Annotated in this window: 15 protein-coding genes and 2 tRNA genes; 8 read left to right on the top strand and 9 right to left on the bottom strand. The window is 55.6% G+C overall.

Features of this window, described 5'->3' with window-relative positions; translation table 11 throughout:
- The 4 genes from IMQ56_RS22950 to IMQ56_RS11630 all read left to right on the top strand — a co-directional run.
- The coding region (locus IMQ56_RS22950; RefSeq protein ID WP_207116401.1) for a hypothetical protein at nucleotides 1-183 on the top strand (183 nt) is incomplete at its 5' end.
- Between the two features lie 290 nt (nucleotides 184-473).
- Nucleotides 474-1,559 carry an efflux RND transporter periplasmic adaptor subunit gene (locus IMQ56_RS11640; RefSeq protein ID WP_032104796.1) on the top strand — a complete coding sequence of 362 codons (1,086 nt, stop codon included), beginning with the start codon at nucleotides 474-476 and terminating at the stop codon, nucleotides 1,557-1,559.
- Nucleotides 1,559-4,621 carry an efflux RND transporter permease subunit gene (locus tag IMQ56_RS11635; protein ID WP_196063834.1) on the top strand — a complete coding sequence of 1,021 codons (3,063 nt, stop codon included), beginning with the start codon at nucleotides 1,559-1,561 and terminating at the stop codon, nucleotides 4,619-4,621. The genes IMQ56_RS11640 and IMQ56_RS11635 overlap by 1 nt, the downstream gene beginning before the upstream one ends.
- A 38-nt stretch (nucleotides 4,622-4,659) precedes the next feature.
- Complete coding sequence (locus IMQ56_RS11630; RefSeq protein WP_026080612.1) at nucleotides 4,660-5,583, top strand: acyltransferase family protein; 924 nt, start codon at nucleotides 4,660-4,662, stop codon at nucleotides 5,581-5,583.
- On the opposite strand, the gene pagP is transcribed toward IMQ56_RS11630, so the two are convergent.
- The gene (gene pagP, locus IMQ56_RS11625) at nucleotides 5,580-6,155 is read right to left on the bottom strand and encodes a lipid IV(A) palmitoyltransferase PagP (protein ID WP_196063833.1); all 576 of its coding nucleotides are present in this window, start codon (nucleotides 6,153-6,155) and stop codon (nucleotides 5,580-5,582) included. The genes IMQ56_RS11630 and pagP overlap by 4 nt on opposite strands.
- Nucleotides 6,156-6,411: 256 nt before the next feature.
- Between pagP and shiA the strand changes: the two genes are divergently transcribed.
- Entirely contained in the window at nucleotides 6,412-7,728 is a 1,317-nt protein-coding gene (gene shiA, locus IMQ56_RS11620) for a shikimate transporter (protein ID WP_196063832.1), read from the top strand.
- Between the two features lie 76 nt (nucleotides 7,729-7,804).
- Nucleotides 7,805-9,259 carry an AMP nucleosidase gene (locus IMQ56_RS11615; RefSeq protein WP_015572404.1) on the top strand — a complete coding sequence of 485 codons (1,455 nt, stop codon included), beginning with the start codon at nucleotides 7,805-7,807 and terminating at the stop codon, nucleotides 9,257-9,259.
- A 119-nt stretch (nucleotides 9,260-9,378) separates the two neighbouring features.
- Here the strand turns inward: IMQ56_RS11615 and IMQ56_RS11610 are convergent.
- Nucleotides 9,379-9,454, bottom strand: a tRNA-Asn gene (locus IMQ56_RS11610).
- Nucleotides 9,455-9,557: 103 nt separating this feature from the next.
- Nucleotides 9,558-10,976 carry a multidrug efflux MATE transporter EmmdR gene (emmdR, locus tag IMQ56_RS11605; RefSeq protein ID WP_023294986.1) on the bottom strand — a complete coding sequence of 473 codons (1,419 nt, stop codon included), beginning with the start codon at nucleotides 10,974-10,976 and terminating at the stop codon, nucleotides 9,558-9,560.
- Between the two features lie 226 nt (nucleotides 10,977-11,202).
- Between emmdR and IMQ56_RS11600 the strand changes: the two genes are divergently transcribed.
- A tRNA-Asn gene (locus tag IMQ56_RS11600) sits at nucleotides 11,203-11,278 on the top strand.
- 146 nt (nucleotides 11,279-11,424) lie between these two features.
- Here IMQ56_RS11600 and IMQ56_RS11595 read toward each other — a convergent pair.
- The 4 genes from IMQ56_RS11595 to dacD all read right to left on the bottom strand — a co-directional run bounded on the left by IMQ56_RS11595 (nucleotide 11,425) and on the right by dacD (nucleotide 14,822).
- On the bottom strand, nucleotides 11,425-11,760 hold the full coding sequence (locus IMQ56_RS11595) for a DUF496 family protein (RefSeq protein WP_000450410.1): 336 nt from the start codon (nucleotides 11,758-11,760) through the stop codon (nucleotides 11,425-11,427).
- A 147-nt stretch (nucleotides 11,761-11,907) separates the two neighbouring features.
- Nucleotides 11,908-12,966 (bottom strand): FUSC family protein, encoded by a 1,059-nt coding sequence (locus tag IMQ56_RS11590; RefSeq protein WP_017693112.1) that lies wholly within the window; start codon nucleotides 12,964-12,966, stop codon nucleotides 11,908-11,910.
- A gap of 91 nt (nucleotides 12,967-13,057) precedes the next feature.
- Nucleotides 13,058-13,531, bottom strand: a complete 474-nt coding sequence (gene sbmC, locus IMQ56_RS11585) for a DNA gyrase inhibitor SbmC (RefSeq protein ID WP_196063831.1) — start codon at nucleotides 13,529-13,531, stop codon at nucleotides 13,058-13,060.
- A 118-nt stretch (nucleotides 13,532-13,649) separates the two neighbouring features.
- Nucleotides 13,650-14,822, bottom strand: a complete 1,173-nt coding sequence (gene dacD, locus IMQ56_RS11580; protein WP_196063835.1) for a serine-type D-Ala-D-Ala carboxypeptidase DacD — start codon at nucleotides 14,820-14,822, stop codon at nucleotides 13,650-13,652.
- Between the two features lie 200 nt (nucleotides 14,823-15,022).
- On the opposite strand from dacD, the gene sbcB reads away from it, so the two are divergent.
- Nucleotides 15,023-16,450, top strand: coding sequence for an exodeoxyribonuclease I (gene sbcB / locus IMQ56_RS11575; RefSeq protein ID WP_169804637.1), 1,428 nt, complete (start codon nucleotides 15,023-15,025; stop codon nucleotides 16,448-16,450).
- A 121-nt stretch (nucleotides 16,451-16,571) separates the two neighbouring features.
- Here the strand turns inward: sbcB and IMQ56_RS11570 are convergent, their stop codons facing one another.
- Complete coding sequence (locus IMQ56_RS11570; protein WP_006811203.1) at nucleotides 16,572-17,930, bottom strand: APC family permease; 1,359 nt, start codon at nucleotides 17,928-17,930, stop codon at nucleotides 16,572-16,574.
- On the bottom strand, nucleotides 17,920-17,982 hold the full coding sequence (gene yoeI / locus IMQ56_RS11565; protein ID WP_099458931.1) for a membrane protein YoeI: 63 nt from the start codon (nucleotides 17,980-17,982) through the stop codon (nucleotides 17,920-17,922). The genes IMQ56_RS11570 and yoeI overlap by 11 nt, the downstream gene beginning before the upstream one ends.
- Nucleotides 17,983-18,089 lie beyond the last annotated feature (107 nt).

The raw sequence follows: 18,089 nt of genomic DNA, 5'->3' as shown, positions 1-18,089 counted from the left end.
ATCAAGCATCCTTTTTATAACCAACACAACAGTGAGGGAATCAGGAGAGATCGCATCAACCCCATGGGTACAGGCGTGAATGCCTTTTACGGAAAAAAAGGAATGGATGCTATTAAACGTAGCACAGGAATATCAGGATGTTATTCAAAGGAGATACGCTATCGTAACGCTTGTTTCGCCTGAGTATGTCACGCCACTAATAATGGTTATTTAACATTTATTTATTCACCGACTATGCTCATAGTCAGGCATGCAACACGTTCATTCTCTTTATCCCGCGCCACCTTCAACCTCATGGAGGAATGCATGTACGGTTTAAGCCTGATTCGCCTTGGTTTGTTTATTGCGCTCGCCATTATCGCCAGCACAGCAATCGGTTTATTTACCTATGTGGTCGTCTCGGCCCTGGCAGAATAGCGCCACCCCAGCATTGATGACGAAATAAATAAAACAATTATTATCAGGGGAATACTGTGAAGCGCTACCTCTCTCTTCTGCCTGCTGTTTTATTGCTGCTGACGGCGTGCGATCCGAAACCCGACCGCGCCGCGCCCCTGCCGAAAATGGTAAAAGTCGCAGAGGTGGTCAAGGCCGGCAACGCGCAGCAGCGCGTGTTTCCCGCCCGTATTGAATCCGGCGACGCCACGGATCTCGCGTTCAAACGAGCCGGGCAGATTGAGACCCTGGACATTCGCCAGGGTGCCGTTGTCAAACAGGGGCAACGGCTCGCCAGCCTCAACGCCCGTGAAGCCCGGCAGCGCCTGAACGACAGGCAAACGGCGGCGACCCTGGCTCAGCGGCAATTCGACCGCTTCCAGACCCTGGCGGGACGCCAGGCCGTGTCGAAAGCCGAGATGGATGTCCAGCGCGCCAACCGCGATTCAGCAAACGCCGCGCTACAGATTGCGCGCGAAGAATTAAGCCAGATGACGCTCGTCGCCCCCTTTAGCGGGACAGCGGCCAGCGTCCATGTGCGAAATCATCAGGTCGTCTCCGCCGGCCAGCCCGTCGTCACTTTGACCCGTACCGATCTGCTGGACGTGGTGTTCAGCCTTCCAGAGAACCTGTTTAACACCTTCGATATTCGCAATGCGCAGTACAAACCGGTAGTGAGGATCAACGCCCTGCCCGGTCGCGAGTTTACCGCTGTGTACAAAGAGCACTCAGGCAGTAGCGACAGCAACACATTGACCTGGCAGGTGATTTTAACCATGCCCCGCCCGGATGATTTTCCCGTCGTGGGCGGCGTCAGCGGAACGGTCACCATCAATTTAACCAACCTTCCGGCGGGCGTGGGCAGTGAGGCGCTGGTAGTGCCGGTTGAAGCGGTCTTTAACCCGGATAACCGCCCGCGCAATGAGCCACATGTCTGGGTGGTGACGGGCGAAGGCGATACGTTGCACCTTGAAGATCGTAAGGTCAGCGTGGGGCAAGTCAGCGCTGAGGGGGTCGTCATCGTCGGTGGGCTTAAGGCCGGTGAACGCGTGGTGGCCGCAGGCGTTGGGGAGCTACATCCCAACCAGCCGGTACGTATCTGGACGCGTGAACGGGGACTGTAATGGATATCTCTCGTCAGTTTATCTGCAACCCGGTTCGCGTCTGGCTGACTATTTTGCTGCTGGGCGTAGGCGGCATTATTGCCCTGTTGAACATTGGCAGACTGGAAGATCCGGCGTTTACCATCAAAACGGCGGTGGTGATCACCCATTATCCGGGCGCGTCGGCGCAGCAGGTTGAGGAAGAGGTCACCCTGCCGCTGGAAAATGCGCTTCAGCAGTTACCTTATCTGGATAACGTCAGCTCCATCTCCTCCAGCGGCCTGTCGCAGATCACGGTCAATATAGCCTCGCGCTACCACTCAAATGCACTGCCGCAAATCTGGGATGAACTGCGTCGCCGGGTGGGAGATGCCGCCAGACAGTTTCCACCCGGCGTAGTGACCCCGTTTGTGAATGACGATTTTGGCGATGTGTTCGGCTTTTTCTTTGCCATTTCCGGAGATGAATTCAGCAATCCGGAACTGGTCCGGTATGCCGAGCAGCTGCGCCGGGAGTTGGTCCTCGTGCCAGGCGTGGGCAAAGTGGCCATCGGCGGAGCCCTCACTCAGCAGATTAACGTGGACATTTCTCTGAGCAAAATGGCCGCGCGCGGGATAACGCTGAACCAGCTTTCTGCCCAGCTCAGCAGGCTGAACGTGGTCTCCAGCGCGGGAGAGATCCCCTCCGGTACCGAGTCAATTCGTCTGCATCCTACCGGTGAATTCGAAAGTATTGACGAGTTGGCCGATCTCATCGTGACCCCGCCCGGCGTTGGGGCGGCTACCCGCTTACGGGATATTGCCACCCTGTCACGCGGGCTGGATGCGTCCCCTGCCAGCATCTACCATGCCAACGGCAGAAAAGCCGTCACCATGGGCGTCTCCTTTATCCCCGGCGTTAACGTGATCGACGTGGGACATGCCCTGGAGGCGAAGCTAGAGCAGATGTCAGCCGAGAAACCGGCAGGTATCCATATCGACCTGTTTTACGATCAGGCGGCGGAGGTCGGGCATTCCGTTAACGGATTTATCATTAACTTCCTGATGGCGCTGGCAATTGTCATCGGCGTGTTGTTGATCTTTATGGGCTTACGCAGCGGGATCATTATCGCCTTTTCCCTCGCCCTCAACGTGCTGGGCACGCTGCTGATCATGTATCTCTGGGGTATTGAACTACAGCGCATTTCACTGGGCGCGCTGATCATCGCCCTCAGCATGCTGGTCGACAATGCCATTGTTATTGTCGAAGGGGTACTGGTAGCCCGGCAGCAGGGCTCGTCCCTGATGAACGCCATTAGCGACATTATTCGCCGTTCTGCGCTGCCGCTGCTGGGTGCAACGGTCATCGCCATCCTGGCCTTTGCGCCCGTCGGGCTGTCACAGGATTCCACCGGCGAATACTGTAAGTCGCTGTTTCAGGTCCTGCTGATTTCGCTCATGCTGAGCTGGTTCTCAGCCCTCACCATTACGCCAGTGCTGATTAAGTGGTGGCTGTTTAAACGAGATGCTGCACCGCCAAAGGCCGACGAAACGGATCCCTATGACAAACGCATCTATCGGATCTATCAGGGTGTGCTCAACGCGCTGTTACGGCGTAAAGCGCCAACGCTGGTAGTGATGGCCGCACTGCTGGCCGCCGCCATCTGGGGCTTTGGCTCGGTGCGGCAGAACTTCTTCCCCTCCTCCAGTACGCCAATTTTCTTTGTCGACCTCTGGCTCCCTTACGGTACCGACATTAACTGGACCGAGAAGATGACCGGTGATATCGAGAAAACCATTAACGGCCAGCCAGGCGTGGAAACTACGGTCTCGACGATTGGTCAGGGAAGTATGCGATTTATTTTGACCTACAGCGGACAGCGGCAGTACAGCAACTATGCGCAAATTATGGTGAGAATGGACGACCAGCGTAACATCCCCGCCCTGACCCGCCACATGGATGAATACATCGCACGGAACTATCCGCAGGTTAACGCCAGCACGAAGCGGGTGATGTTTGGCCCCTCCGGCGACAGCGCCATTGAAATACGTATTAAAGGCCCCGATCCGGACAGGCTGCGTCTGATCGCCAGCCAGGTAGACAACATCCTTACGCGCGATCCGGCGACGGACAGCGTCAGGAACGACTGGCAAAATCGCAGCAAAGTGCTCCGCCCGCAGTACGTCACTGCGCTGGGACGTGAGCTTGGCGTGGATAAGCAGGACGTCGATAACGCACTGGAGATGAATTTCTCCGGCAGTCGGGCAGGACTGTACAGAGAAGGCAGCGACCTGTTGCCCGTGGTGGTGCGCCCGCCGGAAAGCGAGCGGCTGGACGCCAATCACCTGAATAACGTTCTGGTCTGGAGCCAGACCCGGCAGCAGTATATTCCGCTGAGCAACGTCATCAGCGGCTTCGCGCTGGAGTGGGAAGATCCGCTGATCCTGCGCCGTGACCGCTCCCGCGTGCTGACCGTGCAGACCGACCCTGACCCGCTAAGCCAGCAAACCTCCGGCGATATTCTCGCCCGCGTGAAGCCGCAAATTGATGCCCTGCCCCTGCCCCACGGCTACAGCATTGAGTGGGGCGGTGACGCGGAGAACTCCAGCGAAGCGCAGCAGGGGTTATTTACCACGCTGCCGCTCGGCTATCTGGTGATGTTTGTGATCACGGTGCTGATGTTCAGTTCGGTGAAAAACGCCGTCGCCATCTGGCTGACCGTGCCGCTGGCGCTGATCGGCGTGACGCCGGGGTTTTTAATTACCGGCATCCCTTTTGGCTTTATGGCGTTGATTGGCCTGCTGAGCCTGAGCGGGATGCTGATCCGCAACGGCATTGTGCTGGTGGAAGAGATAGAACAGCAGAAAGCGCAGCAGGATCAGCACAGTGCGATCGTTTACGCCGCCACGTCGCGCCTGCGTCCCATCCTCCTCACCGCCTTTACGACCGTACTCGGCCTCGCCCCTCTGCTGCTGGATGTGTTCTTCCAGAGCATGGCCGTTGTGATTATGTTTGGGCTTGGGTTTGCTACAATCCTGACGCTGCTGGTACTCCCCGTAATTTACGCGTGTTTCCATCGTAAGGACAAAACTGAACAACAATGAATGCGACAGGGCTGAATATCATCAAGACGCTGGGGTGTATGACGGCGGTTACCTTTTTCACCATCTACAACACCTGGGATCATTACGATTATGACTATCACTGGATCCTCGGTTTTTTAACCTTCATTTCGACCATCGCCACGCCGTTATTTTTTGTGGTGGCAGGGTATCTGGACGGGCAATCCCGACACGGCACGCGCTGGCAGCTGGATAAGATCAAAAGCCTGGTGATCGTCTTTCTGTTCTGGGTAACGATTTACTACCTGTGGGAGCCCTATCAGCGCGGATATCTGATCCAACCCTGGTTCGTGTTCGCGTTTATCGTGATTTACACGTTTCACCCGGTGGTGGAGTGGCTCAGCCAGCGACGAACGCTCTTTTGCGGGGTGATTGCCGCCCTGCTGCTTTTCTCATACGGGTACGATTTACTGTCAGCCCTCTATCCTGATGCCCATGTCCTTTCATTGTCGCCGCAGTATCGCCTGTGGACGTGGCTGCTGTTTTATCTGACGGGGCAGCTCTTTTGCGATCCGCAGATCGCGGCGTGGATCGGCCGCAAAAATGTGGTCAGGGCAGCGGTGATTGCCATACCGTTTATTTATCTCTTCACGTGGTTTTACGAGCGGCACTTCTTTTTTGCGCTATTTAAAGCAGACAGAAACGCCTTTATCCTCACCGGATCGCAAATCTACATTCTGATTATTGCCCTGGTGATTGCGGCCAACGGCGTGCGGTTTCGCCGCAATGCGGAGTTTAAAGAGTCCGTGCTGGCCGCCATTAGCAAAACCATGACCGGGGTCTATATTATGCACTACTCGGTGTTTCACCTGCTGACCGCGCTCATTCCGGTGACGTCCCTGAGCACCAAACTTGCTCTGATTGTGCTTACGTTTGTTACGTCGGTCCTGTTTTCGCTGCTGATCCTGTCCAACGCAGTGGCCAAAAAAGTGATCACCCTCTAAAAGCCCAGGCGCAGCCAGGCAAACAGCACGTTGCCGTTGTTGTAGGTCCCGGGAATATAGGTGAACTGGACGGTGACGCGCTTATATCCGGCAGAGAAAAGCGGGAAGATAAACGGCAGCGGGACATAGTTGGCAAAGTCGTCGCGTGCCGTGATCCCCGCAGCGGCCCCCAGCCCCAGACGGAAATCTTTTGCGTTATCCAGATACCAGCCCTTCTCCCAGCCGTAGCCCATCGCAGGCTGCCATTCGTTATGTGAATCTTTGAACATCATGGCAAAGAGCGCGCTCCAGTTGCCCTCGTCGTTGTAGCGGGACACGCCCAGCCCCCCGCCCCACGGCATTTCGTTGTAGTTGTCGGTTTTCTCTTTGTCATACATGAATCGAGCATGCCAGCTCAGAAACGGAAGGTAGAGATCGTAACGATCCGGCTGTTCCCAGGTTCGCGCAATATCGTCCGTTACTGCATCCCACCAGCGGTGAATACGCTGTTCGCCATAGACTTTCGGCTCCGCATGCAGCGGAGATACGACTAAAAACAGGACTACCCACAGTGCAGGAAAGAGGCGTTGCATCGTTATACCCTCAGCTTACGTCACGCAGCGATCGTTATTACTGTAAACCATTCAGCCCTAACCGGAGCCAAACAGGCTGATTTATGTTGTCGCCCGATAAGATGAAATTTATTTATTCTGCGCTTTCAGGAAAGATAAAAACGTTTTCTCAGGCCGCCTGTCGCGGTAGTCTCATACATTCCGTCAATATGACGGCCGTGATGTGAGTGACCTTTTCTTATACCAATAATTAAAAATCAGTACAGACAGGACAACTATGGACTCCACCCTTATCTCCGCTCGCCGCAACGAGGAGACACCTTCGCTTAACCGCGCCCGCCGCGCCGCTTTAGGTAGCTTCGCAGGCGCCGTCGTCGACTGGTATGACTTTCTGCTCTACGGTATTACCGCTGCGCTGGTCTTTAACCGTGAATTCTTTCCCCAGATCAGCCCCGCCATGGGCACGCTTGCTGCATTTGCCACCTTCGGCGTCGGTTTTCTGTTTCGTCCTCTGGGCGGGATAATTTTCGGCCACTTCGGTGACCGCCTTGGCCGGAAACGTATGCTGATGCTCACCGTCTGGATGATGGGCATTGCCACCGCGCTGATCGGAATTTTGCCCTCCTTTGCCTCGATTGGCTGGTGGGCTCCGGTGTTGCTGGTGACGCTGCGCGCTATTCAGGGCTTTGCCGTCGGCGGTGAATGGGGCGGCGCGGCATTGCTGTCCGTGGAAAGCGCGCCGAAGAACAAGAAAGCGTTTTACAGCAGCGGCGTGCAGGTGGGTTATGGCGTGGGTCTGCTGCTCTCCACGGGCCTGGTGTCGCTAATAAGCCAGCTCACTACAGACGAGCAGTTCCTGAGCTGGGGCTGGCGTATTCCGTTTATCTTCAGCATTGTGCTGGTCGTGGTGGCCCTGTGGATCCGTAACGGCATGGAAGAGTCGGCTGAGTTTGAGCGGCAGCAGCGCGAAAAACCGGTCGCGAAAAAACGGCTGCCGGTGATGGAAGCGCTGGTGCAGCACCCTGGCGCTTTTCTGAAAATCATTGCCCTGCGCCTGTGCGAACTGCTGACGATGTATATCGTCACCGCCTTTGCCCTGAACTACTCCACGCAAAACCTCGGCCTGCCGCGGGAATTGTTCCTGAATATTGGCCTGGTGGTGGGCGGGATCAGCTGCCTGACCATCCCCTGCTTCGCCTGGCTGGCGGATCGCTTTGGCCGTCTACGGGTGTATATCACCGGGGCGCTCATCGGCACACTCAGCGCCTGGCCGTTCTTTATGGCGCTGGAGGCACAGTCGGTCTTCTGGATTGTCTTCTTCGCGATCATGCTTGCGAACATCGCTCACGATATGGTGGTCTGCGTGCAGCAGCCAATGTTCACCGAGCTGTTTGGCGCAAGCTACCGCTACAGCGGCGCGGGCGTGGGGTATCAGGTGGCGAGCGTGGTCGGCGGCGGGTTTACGCCGTTTATCGCCGCCGCGCTGGTGACGTTCTCAGGCGGTAACTGGCATAGCGTGGCGATTTATCTGCTGGCGGGTTGCCTGCTTTCTGCCGCCACCGCCCTGTTGATGAAGGAAACCGTGCACAGCTGATCTCCTCACTTTTGTTTCACAGGCGTGTGACATACTATCGGGTAAAGCCGCACACCTGTGGAACAAGGAGACAGACATGAATAATAAGGGCTCCAGCCTGACCCCGGCTCAGGCGCTGGAAAAACTCGACGCGCTGTATGAACAGTCCGTCAATGCACTGCGCAGCGCCATCAGTGACTATATCGAAACAGGGAAACTTCCCGATGAAAAGGCCAGAACCCAGGGCCTTTTTGTTTATCCATCGCTCTCTGTCACCTGGGACGGCAGCGCCAGCAGCAATCCGAAAACCCGCGCCTATGCGCGTTTCACCCACTCCGGCTGTTACAGCACGACCATCACGCGACCTGCGCTGTTCCGCCCCTACCTGGAAGAGCAGCTTACCCTGCTGTATCAGGATTACGGCGCGCATATCAGCGTTGAACCGTCCCTGCACGAGATCCCTTACCCGTACGTGATAGACGGTTCAGCGCTGACGCTGGATCGCTCCATGAGCGCGGGGCTGACCCGCCACTTCCCGACCACTGAGCTGTCGCAGATTGGCGATGAGACGGCGGACGGGATCTATCACCCGGCAGAGTTTTCACCGCTGTCGCACTTTGATGCCCGCCGTGTCGATTTCTCGCTGGCACGCCTGCGCCACTACACCGGCACCCCAGCCGAACATTTCCAGCCGTTCGTGTTGTTTACCAATTACACCCGCTATGTGGACGAATTTGTCCGCTGGGGCTGTAGCCAGATCCTCGATCCGGACAGCCCTTACATCGCCCTCTCCTGCGCGGGCGGGATATGGATCACCGCCGAAACCGAAGCACCGGAAGAGGCCATCTCCGACCTGGCGTGGAAAAAGCACCAGATGCCAGCCTGGCACCTGATCACCGCCGACGGTCAGGGCATTACGCTGATTAACATCGGCGTTGGCCCGTCGAATGCGAAAACCATCTGCGACCATCTGGCGGTACTGCGCCCGGACGTCTGGCTGATGATCGGCCACTGCGGCGGCCTGCGTGAAAGTCAGCTGATTGGCGATTACGTCCTCGCCCACGCTTATTTGCGTGACGACCATGTCCTTGACGCGGTTCTGCCGCCGGATATTCCTATCCCGAGTATCGCGGAAGTGCAGCGCGCCCTGTACGACGCCACCAAAGAGGTGAGCGGCATGCCGGGTGAAGAGGTGAAGCAGCGCCTGCGTACCGGTACGGTCGTCACCACCGACGATCGTAACTGGGAGCTGCGCTATTCCGCCTCCGCCCTGCGTTTCAATCTCAGCCGTGCGGTCGCAATCGATATGGAAAGCGCCACCATTGCCGCGCAGGGCTATCGCTTCCGCGTCCCTTACGGCACGCTGCTGTGCGTGTCCGATAAACCGCTGCACGGCGAGATCAAACTGCCGGGCCAGGCGAACCGTTTTTACGAAGGGGCGATCTCAGAGCATCTTCAGATTGGCATTCGCGCCATCGATTTACTGCGTGCAGAGGGCGACAAACTGCATTCCCGCAAGCTGCGCACCTTCAATGAGCCACCGTTCCGCTGATAACAAGGACCCACTCACCCGGCCTGGGATTCCGTAGGTCGGGTAAGCGGAGCGCCACCCGACAATTTCACGAACGCAGAAAAGCAAAAAGCCTGCTTTAAAAGCAGGCTTTTTAAATTTGGCTCCTCTGACTGGACTCGAACCAGTGACATACGGATTAACAGTCCGCCGTTCTACCGACTGAACTACAGAGGAATCGTGTGAACGGGGCGCATATTATCGATGCGCTCTGAGGATGTCAAAGGGTGAATGCAGATTTTCAATCGTTTGCCGATTTATTCTCCACTTCGCACATTTGTCAGGCACTTGCCGTTTCCGAAACCTCCTGCTCCGGTTTTTTTCGCGGATATTTCCACAGCCAGCGCCCGCTCACCATGCGCCAGTAGAACAGCGCCCCGCGCACGGCCCAGTCAAGGAACATCCCCAGCCAGACGCCGACAACGCCCATACCCAACATTACCCCCAGCGTGTAGCCCGCCACAACGCGACAGCCCCACATGCCGAGCATGGAGACCCACATCGCAAACCGGGCATCGCGCGCCCCTTTCAGCCCGGCAGGAAGTACCCAGGACGCGGCCCAAATTGGCATAAACGCCGCGTTGAGCCAAATGAGCACCTTCACGACCTCTTTCACGTCATTTTCATGCGTATAGAACGAGGCCATCAGCCCGGCAAAAGGCGCAGTTCCCCACGCAATCGCCGTCAGTCCAATAGTTGAAAGCCAGAAGACGTGCCGAAGTTGCCGTTCCGCCTGCCCTATCTGCCCCTTTCCGAGACGTCTGCCGGTAATGATCGTCGACGCCGACCCCAGCGCGTTTCCAGGCAGGTTAATGAGCGAGGCGATGGAGAAGGCAATAAAGTTGCCGGCGATGACGTCTGTTCCCATCCCGGCAACAAACATCTGCGTCAGCAGTTTCCCACCGTTAAACAACACGGATTCGATGCTGGCCGGAATCCCGATCCCCATCACTTCCCAGATAATGGCGAAGTTAAGCGGACGGAAATAGCTTTTCAGCGTCAGGCGCAGCGATGGCGTAATTCCCGCCATCAGTACGCCAATTATCGCCGCCGCACCAATATAGCGGGAAATGGTCAGGCCTAAACCCGCGCCGACAAAGCCCAGCCCCTCCCAGGAAAAGACGCCGTAAATCAAAACGCTGCTGATAATGATATTCAGGATGTTCATGCCGCCGTTAATCAGCAGCGGAATTTTGGTATTTCCTGCTCCACGAAGCGCACCGCTACCAATCAGCGCGATGGCAGCTGCCGGATAACTCAGCACCGTCATTTCCAGGTAGGTGAGAGCCAGATCCTTCACCTCGCTGGTCGCTTCTCCCGCGACAATGTCGATGATTTCTTTGCCGTAATAATGGATAACCGCCGCAAGGATGATCGAAAAGAGGGTCATGATCATTAGCGACTGTCTGGCCGCTTCGCGGGCACGCTTCGGATCGAGCTTGCCCAGGCTAAACGCCACCACCACCGTCGTACCGAGATCGATAGCGGCAAAGAAGGACATCACCACCATGTTGAAACTGTCCGCCAGCCCTACCCCGGCCATGGCTTCTTTACCGAGCCAGCTCACCAGAAAAGTGCTCAGCACCCCCATTAGCAGGACGCAGGTATTCTCCAGGAAAATAGGCACGGCAAGGGGGGTGATTTCACGCCAGAACAGAACTCGATAGCTCTTACGTTTTGCATACCAGGGCGTGCGCATAATCGCCTGGCGTAGGGGTGCGGTGACGTTCAAAATGGACCTTAGAGAGAAAGTTGAAACTCCATTTCAAATGATGGGGCAGAAACGCGTATCCTGCAAAGTATTTTCCATAAAATTATGTTTGGATTTACAACAAAATGACGACAGAATCATCAATCAAACGCTTTTGCCTGAGATCAGGTTTGACAAAAGTTTTTTCGCCGCTAAGATAAGCCTCCACAACGATTCCTCTGTAGTTCAGTCGGTAGAACGGCGGACTGTTAATCCGTATGTCACTGGTTCGAGTCCAGTCAGAGGAGCCAAATTTAAAAAGCCTGCTTTTAGAGCAGGCTTTTTGCTTTTCTGCGTTCGTGAAATTGTCGGGTGGCGGCTTCGCCTTACCCGACCTACGTAATAACAGTCCTGTAGGCCCGGTAAGCGCAGCGCCACCGGGCAACAGAGTGTGCGATTACTCGCCTTTAGCGTCGACGTTTTTGATTTCGCCCATCACTTTCAGCTTCTTGGAGATGTCGCGACGCTCTTTGGACAGCTCAGCGTTTTTGATGATGTAGTCATCAACGCGATCTTCATAATCGCTCTTCATGCTGGCGATGATGCCCTGAATAGCTTCAACGCTCATGCCAGGCTTGATGTAGTCGCTCAGGTTGTCCAGCAGCAGGACACGTTTCTGGTTGTCACGGATCTTCTTCTCTACGTCCTGGATTTCGCGCTGTAGCTTGTTTTTGCGGCGGAACAGGCGGACGAACTCCAGAACATCCTGGAACGAAGGCTTGGTAGTTTCCATTTTTATACCCCTGATAATGTGAGATTCGGATTCGTTAAAGCAACCGTTTTAACAGACAGCGGCTGCGAATGACAATGAGTATATCGTTTAAAACCATCATAACCCTAATTGTTGCTGAATCGAAGCAGCAGGCATCACATACGCTTTTTATTTGCGCAGCGCCCGGCAAATCAGCTGCGATAACAACTCCAGCTGTCGCGCCAGCTCCATACTCAGCCAGACATAACCATGGATGGGCGTTTCCGCCACATTGTCGCCCTGGCGCTCATTCATCAGCTGTTTAAGCTCGGCGACGATTTCGTTCAGCCGCTCGCTGTTCGCCCGTATCGGCTGTGGGTTACCTTCGTAGAGCGCATGGGCGATGGTCAGCAGGGTTTGTTGCGTCATCTGCTGCGTCTCTTTTAGCGTATGCGCGTTGAGCATCAGAAGATGGCTGGGGCGTGAGGCCCAGTGGGCATTGATTTGCAGTTCAAGCATACAGACCAGATTACGGCTGACCGTCTGAATAGCTTCAAAAATGGCTTTCTGGATATGGGTTTCTTTGCTTGCCGGGGTAATCAACCCGCGCATTTTGACCACATCATTGAGGATTTTTTGCAGGTGCTTTTCCAGACGCGGGCGCTCAATCAGATTCGGCGAAAACCCGGCCTGGTAGACCCGGTTAAATGCCGTGACGTAGTTTGCCATCTGAATGCGCCAGTGCAGGAAGGCGCGCTGCGGCCAGATGCCGGTAAACAGCATGGCGAGCAACGAGCCAAGGATCACGTCCCCGCTTCGCCACAATGCGGTGGTCATATCGCCCGCCGGTGCGCCGACCACAACCGCGAGCGTAATGCCAATCAGCAGCGCCTGATACGGTTTCTTGCCAAGGGCAAGCCATCCACAAAGAAACATCGCCACCGCGCACCACAGCAACATGACCGGAAACGAGATCAGCTCCAGCTTCAGGGCGATAAGCCCAAGCGCTGAGCCTAAAACGGTGCCGCCTATGCGTTCGAAAGCGCGCGGGACCACGTTCCCCCAGAATGAGATCGGCCCCATCACCACCACCAGCGTGATCAGCGGCCACGTCCCTTCCGGGATATCCAGCAGACGAACCAGTACGAAGGTCAACACAAACGCCAGCGCAATGCGGCAACCGTGCACCACGCGATAATGTTTGTATAACCGAATTTCAAAAGGGGTTAATGACTTGTCGGGGCGCACACCCGTCTCCAGCTCTACGGCAAACCACAATTGTACTGTGTTTTCAGCCGGGTGGATCGCGCCCGGCTGAAAAACCCTGCATTCCGCAGGATTATCCCACTTTATGCTCTACCCGTACAAACATCTCAATATCCCAGTAGCCGTCAGCATTGCCATCGTTCAGATAGCGTTCGAAGCAGGGTTTTGCCGCGATCTGGAATTTGTTGTCTTCCAGCAGGGAGTTGAAGAACTGATACCATGGAGTGGCGAAATCATGATTTTCGACGCGCGCGGCGGCAATAGCATACTCTCCGGCAGCAATTTCGGTCATCATTATCCCTTCGCTGTTTTCAGGAATAGTGAAATCGTCCGCTACCGTTACGGCGGTAACGCAGCGGAGCTTTTCTGCCGGCACGTCATCCGGATTGTCATAATAAACGGCCACCCACTCCTGCGGCTGAATATGACGCCCGTCTACCCACATGACCAGCTGTTCGAATCCCTGCTTGACCGTCTTTTCCCACGGCCCCACGAGATGAAAGCCAGCGATCGTACGTTTCTGTTGCTGCCTGATGCTGTAGTCCATGCTGCCTCCGTTTATTACTGTATATATATACACTGTAAAGCAGAATCGAGATTATCGGCAAACCAGGAGTGTTTATTATGTGAGCAGACTCGCAACACTGCCAGTCTGCCCAAAAAGGTCAGAGTTTATGATGCAGATAATCGCCAATACGGGAGAAAAGGCCGCCCTTTTCAACGCTTTCCAGCGTAACCAATGGCCAGTGCGCTACCACCTTGTCACGATCGTACAGCTGGATCTCCCCTACCCGCTGATGCGCGGCGATCGGCGCTTCCAGCTCTTTTTTATCCATCACGTATTTCGCCTTGATGTTCGGCACTTCCGATTTGGGTAATGCCAGCCAGAAGTCCTGATCCGTGCCCAGCGCGATCTGCTCTTTATCGCCGTACCAGATGCGCTCGGTTCCCACTTTTTTACCGTTATGCAGGATCTGCACCGTATCAAAATTTTGCTGTCCCCAGTGCAGCAGCTTGCGCGCCTGATCTTCACGTCCTTTCGGGCTGTCTGCCCCCATCACCACAGCAATCAGTCGACGCTGACCGTCCACCGCGGAGGCAATCAGGTTAAAGCCCGCGCCCGAGGTGTGACCCGTTTTCAGGCCATCCACGTTCATGGTCTTATCCCACAGCAGGCCGTTGCGGTTCTGCTGGGTGATGCCGTTCCAGGTCAGGCTCTTTTCGCTGTACATGTGATAGAACTCAGGCTCGCCGTGAATGATGGCCCGGGAAAGCACGGCGAGATCGTAAGCGGAGCTGTGCTGACCCGGTGCATCCAGCCCGTGTACGGTTTCGAAGTGGGTATCGCGCAGGTTCAGCTTTTCAACGTAGTCATTCATCATCCTGACGAACTGCGGCTGACCGCCCGCCACGTGATCCGCCAGCGCCACGCAGGCGTCATTGCCGGAATCAACAATCAGGCCGCGGCTGAGATCGCGCACGGAAACCCGATCGCCCTCCTTCAGAAACATCAGCGACGAACCGTCAAAGACCGGATTGCCTTTTGCCCATGCGTCACGTCCGACCGTCACAATGTCATCGGGGCTGATGCGGTGGCTATCAATGGCACGATCGACAACGTACCCCGTCATCAGTTTGGTCAGGCTCGCCGGATTACGCTGCTGATGTTCGTTGCCCGCCGTTAAGATTTGACCCGTGGTGTAATCCATCAATATCCAGGAGCCAGCCTGGATGGCAGGCGGCTGAGGTGAAAAATCCAGCGGCTCGGCAGCCAGCGCGGATGAAATACTCGAAGCGAGTAAAGAAACAGCAATAAACAGACGGCGTTTCAACGGTATATCCTCAGGTCAGTAAAAATCGATGACCTTTTTACGGGAGTTCTGATGTCGTTACCTGCCTTAATTGCAAAAAAATGTGACAGCACGCAGATTTTTTCGGAACAAATCTCGCAAATTTCTTGCCTGACGGTGCTTTTTATTCGGACTGCTCACCCCAATCGTTTACCATAGAGACGTCAATTTTTAACAGGATGAGATTACTGGTGTCTGACTCTGCCGCGCGCCCGACTTTTTTGTTCCACGATTACGAAACCTTTGGCACCCATCCGGCGCTGGACCGACCGGCGCAGTTTGCGGCTATCCGTACCGATGACGAATTTAACGTCATCGGCGAACCCGAGGTGTTTTACTGTAAGCCCGCCGATGACTATCTGCCGCAGCCGGGCGCGGTAATGGTGACGGGCATCACGCCTCAGGAAGCGCGGGATAAAGGCGTTAGCGAAGCAGAATTTGCCCGTCGCATCCACGACCTGTTCACGGTGCCCAATACCTGCGTGGTGGGTTACAACAACATCCGTTTTGACGATGAAGTGACGCGCAATATCTTCTACCGCAACTTCTACGATCCGTATGCCTGGAGCTGGCAGAACCGTAATTCACGCTGGGATTTGCTGGATATCATGCGCGCCTGCTATGCGCTGCGCCCGGAGGGGATTAACTGGCCGGAGAACGACGACGGCTTGCCGAGCTTCAGGCTCGAGCACCTGACGCGGGCCAACGGCATTGAGCACAGCAACGCCCACGACGCGATGGCAGACGTTTACGCGACCATCGCTATGGCGAAACTTGTAAAAACCGCGCAGCCGCGCCTGTTTGAGTATCTGTTGAGCCATCGCAGCAAGCAAAAGCTGATGACGCTAATTGACGTGCCGCAGATGAAACCGCTGGTGCATATTTCAGGGATGTTCGGTGCGTGGCGCGGGAATACAAGCTGGGTGGCGCCGCTTGCCTGGCATCCGGACAACCGTAACGCCGTCATCATGGTGGATCTCGCCGGAGATATCTCCCCGCTGCTTGAGCTCAACAGCGACACCTTACGTGAACGGCTCTATACGCCGAAAGAGGCGCTGGGTGACCTGCCAGCCGTACCGGTAAAACTGGTGCACATCAATAAGTGCCCGGTGCTGGCGCAGGCCAACACGCTGCGCCCGGAAGACGCCGACCGGCTGGGGATTAACCGTCAGCACTGCCTCGATAACCTGAAAGTGCTGCGCGACAACCCGCAGGTGCGCGAGAAAGTTGTCGCCATTTTTGCCGAAGCAGAGCCGTTCGTGCCGTCTGAGAATGTGGATGCGCAGCTTTATAACGGCTTCTTCAGCGACGCCGATCGCGCGGCGATGAATATCGTGCTGCAAACCGACCCGCGTAACCTGCCCGCGCTGGATATCACCTTCGCAGATAAGCGCATTGAGAAGCTGATGTTTAATTATCGCGCGCGTAACTATCCCGGCACGCTGGATGAAGCAGAGCAGGAACGCTGGTTACAGCATCGGCGCAACGTGTTTACGCCGGAGTTTCTTAATAGCTACGCCCAGGAGCTGGAGATGCTTTACGGTCAGTATGAAGGGAATGCTGAGAAGCAGGCGCTGCTGAAAGCGCTGTTCCAGTATGCGCAAGAGATTGTCTGAATAGCGGGTACAAAAAAGCCGGAGGCGATGTCTCCGGCTTTTTTTTGCCGGGTGGCGCTAACGCTTACCCGGCCTACGAAACTGTAGGTCGGGTTGAGCAAAGCCGCCACCCGACACAGTCTTACGCGACGTCTTCGTACTGAGGAACCGGGTTGCGGAAGCTTCTGGTCACGCAAGCCAGGTAAATCAGACCGATTGCACCCCAGATCAGACCCAGAACCATTGAGCTCTCTTCCAGGTTGATCCACAGGGCGCCCACCGTCAGGGCACCACACACTGGCAGCACCAGATAGTTGATGTGGTCCTTCAGCGTCTTGTTGCGCTTCTCACGGATCCAGAACTGCGAAATCACGGAGAGGTTAACGAAGGTGAACGCCACCAGCGCACCAAAGTTAATCAGCGCCGTGGCCGTTACCAGGTCGAATTTAATCGCCAGCAGGGCAATAGCGCCCACCAGCAGCACGTTCCACGCCGGGGTACGCCATTTAGGATGCACGTAACCGAAGAAGCGGGTTGGGAACACACCGTCACGGCCCATCACGTACATCAGACGAGAGACGCCCGCGTGCGCTGCCATACCGGAAGCCAGTACGGTGACGCTGGAGAAGATCAGCACGCCCCACTGGAAGGTTTTACCCGCCACGTACAGCATAATTTCAGGCTGTGATGCATCCGGATCTTTAAAGCGAGAGATATCCGGGAAGTACAGCTGTAAGAAGTAAGACGCACCAATGAAGATCAGGCCGCCAATCAGCGCGGTCAGGAAAATCGCTTTCGGGATCACGCGCTCAGCGTCTTTGGTCTCTTCAGACAGAGAAGAGATACCGTCGAAGCCCAGGAACGAGAAGCACAGGATAGTCGCACCGGTGATCATCGGCACTACGTGCGCGCCTTCAGACCAGAACGGACGGGTGCTGGTCAGCGTACCTGCGCCTTCCCCGTGGGAAACGCCGTAGATGATCAGCCCAACGATAACCGCAACAATCCCCATCTGAAGGATCACAATCAGGGTGTTGAAGTTAGCCACGGTCTTGATGCTGCGCAGGTTAGAGATGGTCATAAAGGCCACCAGCGCCACAACGAAGATCCACGACGGCACGGAAGGCACCAGCGCTTCGAAGTAAATTTTTGCCAGCAGAATGTTGATCATCGGCATGAACAGGTAGTCCAGCAGTGATGACCAGCCCACCATAAAGCCAACCGCCGGGCTAATGGATTTCTGAGCATAGGTGTACGCAGAGCCTGCGGACGGGAAACGGCGAACCAGTTTACCGTAGCTCAGCGCTGTAAAGAGGATGGCGACCAGCGCAAAGGCGTACGCCGTTGCAACGTGACCGTCAGTAAGGCCTGATACGATACCGAATGTATCGAACAGCGTCATCGGTTGCATATAGGCAAGGCCCATCATAACAACCGGAATCAACGTAAGCGTTTTACGTAATTCCACGCGAGAGGTGTTTGGAGTTGCGTTATGCGACATAGTTATTCTCCTTTACGGTGATAACCGCCACGTAAGCGAAAAATTGCCCCATTTCTTTCTTCCTCAGCGACAACAACTGTCGGATTTTAGTAAATATCTATCCGGTACGAAGCCCGGCCTCTTGGTTTTTAGTTTCGTTTCGTACATGCAAAAAAAAAT

The organism is Enterobacter sp. Res13-Sevr-PEC09-46 (assembly GCF_015672585.1).
In the GTDB taxonomy this organism is placed as follows: domain Bacteria; phylum Pseudomonadota; class Gammaproteobacteria; order Enterobacterales; family Enterobacteriaceae; genus Enterobacter; species Enterobacter hormaechei_C.
Note: the sequence above shows the minus strand (reverse complement) of the source record. Positions and strands in the feature narration are given on the sequence as shown.